3 protein-coding genes are annotated in these 4,893 nt (G+C 66.9%); all 3 read right to left on the minus strand.

Annotated elements, in window-relative coordinates:
- Positions 1-191 precede the first annotated feature (191 nt).
- Complete coding sequence (gene bamA / locus ACIKT0_RS12970) at positions 192-2,615, minus strand: outer membrane protein assembly factor BamA (RefSeq protein ID WP_407105743.1); 2,424 nt, start codon at positions 2,613-2,615, stop codon at positions 192-194.
- A gap of 183 nt (positions 2,616-2,798) precedes the next feature.
- Positions 2,799-3,947, minus strand: a complete 1,149-nt coding sequence (gene rseP / locus ACIKT0_RS12975) for an RIP metalloprotease RseP (RefSeq protein ID WP_407105741.1) — start codon at positions 3,945-3,947, stop codon at positions 2,799-2,801.
- A 57-nt stretch (positions 3,948-4,004) separates the two neighbouring features.
- On the minus strand, positions 4,005-4,893 hold an 889-nt coding region (gene dxr / locus ACIKT0_RS12980), incomplete at its 5' end, for a 1-deoxy-D-xylulose-5-phosphate reductoisomerase (RefSeq protein WP_407105742.1).

Here is a 4,893-nt window from a genome sequence, read left to right on the forward strand (position 1 = left end):
CCTCCTCCGGTCCGCGGACGCGGCGGGCGCCGGTCAGCGCGACAAGCGCCTGCAGGTCGAGCGGCTGCGGCGCGGGGAAAAAGCGGGGTTCGGTCATCGGGCTCCGGCGGCCGCCGGCGCAAACGAAACGGGCGGCGGATGTTTCTCCGCCGCCCGTTTATGAGATTTCCGTGAAGGCTGGAAGCCCGTTCTTAGAACCGGGTGCCGCCGGAGAACCGGAACACCTGGGTCTCGTCATACTTCTCCTTCGACAGCACCTTGGCGAAGTCGAAGCGGATCGGACCGAGCGGCGAGTTCCAGAGGATCGAGGCGCCGACAGACGAACGGATCTTCTTGCTGTCCTTGTCGTTCACGAAGACCGTGCTGGTGCCGCCGCCGCCGCCCGCGCCGTTCGGAACGCCGCTGATGCTCTTGATGCCGTCATAGCCGAACACGGTGCCGGCGTCGGCGAAGACGGCGCCCTTGAGGCCGACCTCACGGGGAAGCCCGAAGATCGGGAACTGGGCTTCGGCGGAGGCGCCGAAGTAGGTCGTGCCGCCGAGCGGATCGTCGTTCGGGCTGCCGACCAAGGGGTCGCCCGTGCCGAGGTCGCGGGGACCAAAGCCCTGCGGCTCGAAGCCACGCACGAGATCGGGTCCGCCCGGGAAGTGATCGAGCACGCGCAGATCCTGGCCGCCGAACGCTTTCACGTGGCCGCCCTGGAGCCGCAGGATGCCGACCACGTCGTCGACGAACAGCGGGTGATAGTAGCGGCCGTCGAAAGTCCCGCGGACATATTTGGCGTCGCCGCCGAGGCCCGCCACGTCTCCCTTGAGCTCCGCGTAGATGCCCTGGGTGGGATTCACCGGGTTGTCGAGCGTGTTGTAGATCAGCGACAGACCGGCGAGCGACGTGAGCGTCTTGCCCTCTGCCTCGAAGATCGCCGCCGACGCACGATCGCGGTTCACCGCGCCGTTCTTGTCGAAGATGTCGCGATACCGGCCCGGGATCTTCAGATCCTGTTGATAGAGCTGATAGCGCGTTCCGACGGTGAACTCGTCCGTGATCGGGAAGCCGAAGCGGAGGCCGCCGCCATAGGTGTCGACCTTGTAGGACGTGTAGTCCGTGTCGTCGCGGCGCTTCACGTAGGCGTCCACGCCGGCCGACACGCGGTAGCCGAGGAAATACGGCTCGGTGAACGAGAAGTCGAAACCGGACGTGTTCTGGCCGAACTGGGCCGCGATGCGGGCGTACTGGCCGCGACCGAGGAAGTTGCGCTCGCCGAGCGCGATCTCGCCGATGATGCCGTCCTGCGAGGAGTAGCCGCCAGCGACCGAGAACTCGCCGGTGGGCTGATCCTCGACGTCCACGTTGACGATGACGCGATCCGGCGCCGAACCCGGCTCCGTCGTGATGCGCACGTTCTTGAAGAAGCCGAGCGCCTTGATGCGCCGCTCCGCGCGGTCGATGAAGATCTGGTTGTAGGCGTCGCCTTCGCCGATATCGAACTCGCGGCGGACGACGTAATCACGCGTGCGGGTGTTGCCGCGCACGTTGATGCGCTCGACGTAGACCCGCGCGCCTTCCTCGACGACGTAGGTGATCGAGATCGTGCGGCCGTTGACGTCGCGATCGCCGCGCGGGCGGACCTGCGCGAAGGCGTAGCCGCGCGAGGCCAGCTCGAGCGACATGTTCTCGACCGACTTGTCGACGTCCTTGGCGCTGTAGACCGAGCCCGTCGAGGACTGGATCCGGCTCTTCAGGGTCGCTGCGTCCACCTCGGCGACGTGCGACTCCACGTCGACAGGACCGAAGCGGTACTGCTGCCCTTCCTCGACCACGATCTTCAGCGTGAACGCGTTCGTCTCGCGGTTCAGATCGGCGTTGGCCGAAACGACCCGGAAATCAGCGTAGCCGTGGTTCAGGTAGTACTTGCGAAGCTGCTCGAGGTCGGCGTTGACCCGGTCAGGATCGTAGACGTCGGACGTCTTGATCCAGCTCAGCCAGTTCGACTCCGTGGTCGACATCTGGTCGCGCAGCGTGCCGTCGGAGAAGGCCTCGTTGCCTTCGAACTCGATGGCCTGGATCTTGGTCTTGTCGCCCTCGTTGATCTCGAAGACGAGATCGACGCGGCCGTTCGGCTGGCTGATCGTCTTCGGCTCGACGGTCACCTGATAGCGGCCGGAACGCCGATAGATCTCGGTGATGCGCTGGGCGTCGGCCTGCACCACGGCGGGGTTGAACGGCCCGCGCGCCTTGGATTGGACCTCCGAGGTCAGGACGGCGTCCTTGACCTTGGAATTGCCCTCGAACGCCACCCGGTTAATGACCTGGTTCTCGTTGACGTTGACGACGATGCCGCCGCCGGCGCGCGTCACCCGCACGTCGGAGAACAGACCGCTCGCGTAGAGACCGCGGATGCCCTCATCCACGACCGCCTGGGTCAGCGGGCCACGGCCCGTGAAATAGGAACGGATCGTCTCCGCGTCGACGCGCTGGTTGCCACGAACGGTGATGCCGCTCGCGCTCTGCGCATTGGCCGCCGTAGCGCCGAGAAGGCCGGCCCCCACGCCCGCTATCATCGGCGCGACCGCGACCGACGAGGCAAGGGCAAGGCGCCCGACTACTCGAACCATACGCTTCATGGGCTGACGGACCCCCGTGCCGTGTGCCGCGCTTCCGCAACCGCTTGCAACGGCTGAAATCCCCGGAGCGACACCGTCCGCTTCTATAGAACTTTGACGCACGTGCAAACTCGCTACTCAACGCCTGTCGACGTTTGCCCCCTGCCGTTGCGGCGAGGCCACGCCACCCCGATTTCAGCCTAGCGACGAAAGATGAACGATGTCATTCCACGTCGCGAACAGCATCAAGGCGAGCACCAGGGCGAAGCCCAAGCGCATCCCCATTTCCTGCATGCGCGGCCCCAATGGGCGGCCGCGCAGCGCCTCAATCGCATAGAAGAGAAGATGGCCGCCGTCGAGCATCGGGATCGGAACGAGGTTCAACAACCCGATCGAAACCGATAGAATCGCAGCGAGATTCAGCAGGGCGAGGAAGCCGAGGCTGGCGAAATCGCCCGAGGTCTTGGCGATCCGGATCGGGCCGCCGATCTGCTCGGTCGATTCTCTGCCGATCACCATTCGCCCGAGATAGGAGGCGGTGCGCGAGACCTGGAACCAGGTCTCCTGCGCGCCCGCCACGACGGCCTCCACGGGTCCGTAGCGTTCGAGCCGCAGGTTCTGCTGATTGGTCGAGCGCTTGATTCCCAGCAGGCCGATCTTGAGCTTGTTGCCGAAGGGATCGGAGATCTCCTTCAGCCTCGGCGTCGCCTCGAGGGTCACCTGCTTGCCGGCGCGCTCCACGACCACCCGCAGGGGCTGATCGGCGCTGACCTCGACGATTCTCTGCATGTCGCTGAACGAGCGGATGGCGGAATCGTTGATCTGCAGCACCAGGTCGCCGGGCGCGAAGCCAGCTTCCGCCGCCGCGCTTCCGGGCTCGATCTCGTCCACCATCGCTTCCGTCACCGGCCGGCCGGCGACCATGAACACGCCGGCGAAGATCGCGATCGCGAGCAGGAAGTTCGCGATCGGACCAGCGGCCACGATGGCCGCGCGGCTCGGCAGCGGCGCGAAGAAGAAGCTGCCGCGCCGCTCCTCCGGGGTCATCTTCTCCAGAAGCTCGACGTCGGGCCCGCTCGCGGCGTTCTCGTCTCCGGCGAAGCGCACATAGCCGCCGAGCGGAATCGCCGCGACGCGCCAGCGAGTGCCCCGCCGGTCATTGAAGCCGAACAGCTCCGGCCCGAAGCCGATCGAGAAGGTGAGCACCCGCACGCCCGTCCAGCGCGCGACCAGGAAATGCCCGAGCTCGTGGAAGAAGATCACGAGAGTGAGCACGAACAGGAACGGAAGCAGATAGCCGAGAGTGGCTGAACCTGCGCCCAGCATCTCGTGGAGAAACGTCATCGAATCCTCGAGTCAGGCGGCGCCTCGGACCGCGCCGCGGCAGTGCGATCGCACAGTCTACTGCGACCGGGGCCGGCTCTCCAGCAGGCAAGCGGACGCGATTGCGCGAGCCTCGCCGTCGAGCGCGATGGCCTCGTCGATGGTGGCCGGCGCGGCGCTGAGCCCCCGTCGGCTCGCCTGATCGAGCGCTTCAGCCACGATTCTGGGGATGTCCATGAAGCCGATGCGGTCTTCGAGGAACAGCGCGACGGCCACCTCGTTCGCGGCGTTCAGGATGGTCGCCGCGGCGCCGCCCGCCTCCAGCGCCTCACGCGCGAGGCGAAGCGCCGGGAATCGCTCGGGATCCGGCGCCTCGAAGGTCAGGGAGCCGAGCTGAACCAGGTCGAGCCGGGCAGTCGGCGCGTCGATGCGATGCGGGTGCCCGAGCGCGTATGCGATCGGGACCCGCATGTCGGGCGCCGCGAGGCCGGCCGTCACGGCGCCGTCCCTGAACGTGACAAGCCCGTGCACGACCGACTGGGGATGCACCACCACGTCGAGCCGGCCGGCCTCGACGCCGAACAGATGAAGCGCCTCGATCAGTTCCAGCCCCTTGTTCATCAAGGTGGCGGAATCGATCGTGATCTTCGCGCCCATCGACCAGGTGGGATGTTTGAGCGCGTCCTCCGGACGAGCGGCGGCGATCCGGTCCGCGGACCATTGCCGGAACGGCCCCCCGGAAGCCGTGATCGTCATCTTCTCGACGTCGGCGACCGGCTGGCCGCCGAGCGCCTGAAGCAATGCGTTGTGCTCGGAATCGACCGGCAGCAGCGTGGCGCCGGCGCGCGCGACCTCAGCCATGAAAGCCGCCCCGGCGCACACGAGGCACTCCTTGGTGGCGAAGGCGACCGCGCCGCCGGTTCTCACCGCGGCGATCGTGGGGGCGAGGCCCGCCGCGCCGCTGATC

Origin of the sequence: Hansschlegelia beijingensis, from assembly GCF_045505405.1 — a bacterium.
In the GTDB taxonomy this organism is placed as follows: Bacteria; Pseudomonadota; Alphaproteobacteria; order Rhizobiales; family Methylopilaceae; genus Methylopila; species Methylopila beijingensis_A.